The sequence below is a fragment of the Mesorhizobium sp. M00.F.Ca.ET.216.01.1.1 genome, assembly GCF_004010325.2.
Classification (GTDB): Bacteria; Pseudomonadota; Alphaproteobacteria; order Rhizobiales; family Rhizobiaceae; genus Mesorhizobium.
On the sequence record NZ_SADR02000548.1, the window covers coordinates 1 to 286 of the forward strand.

Sequence of the window (286 nt, forward strand, 5' to 3'; positions counted from 1 at the left end):
CGTTGATCATGCGTACCGGCACGCCGCCGAGTTTTTGCGCGAGCAGGTCGGCAAGCGCAAAGTTGCGCCAGCCTTCCACGCCGAAGTGCGGCGCCGTCAGAATGCGGTTGTCGCGCACCACGCCGGGAAAGCCGATCGACATCAACTGCGCGGGCGCCTTCGCGATGAGCGGCTCGACCAGCGTGGCCAACGCGTCGACCAGTTGCTCCGGCGTGCAAGGGTGCGGCGTGGCCACCCGCACGCGCTCGGTTTGCATCTCGCCTTTTGCGTTGATGATGGCGGCCTT

1 protein-coding gene is annotated in these 286 nt (G+C 66.4%); it reads right to left on the bottom strand.

Features of this window, described 5'->3' with window-relative positions:
• Window positions 1-286, bottom strand: a 286-nt coding sequence (locus EN859_RS37400) for an ROK family protein (RefSeq protein ID WP_135913760.1), incomplete at both ends; no start/stop codon positions are given.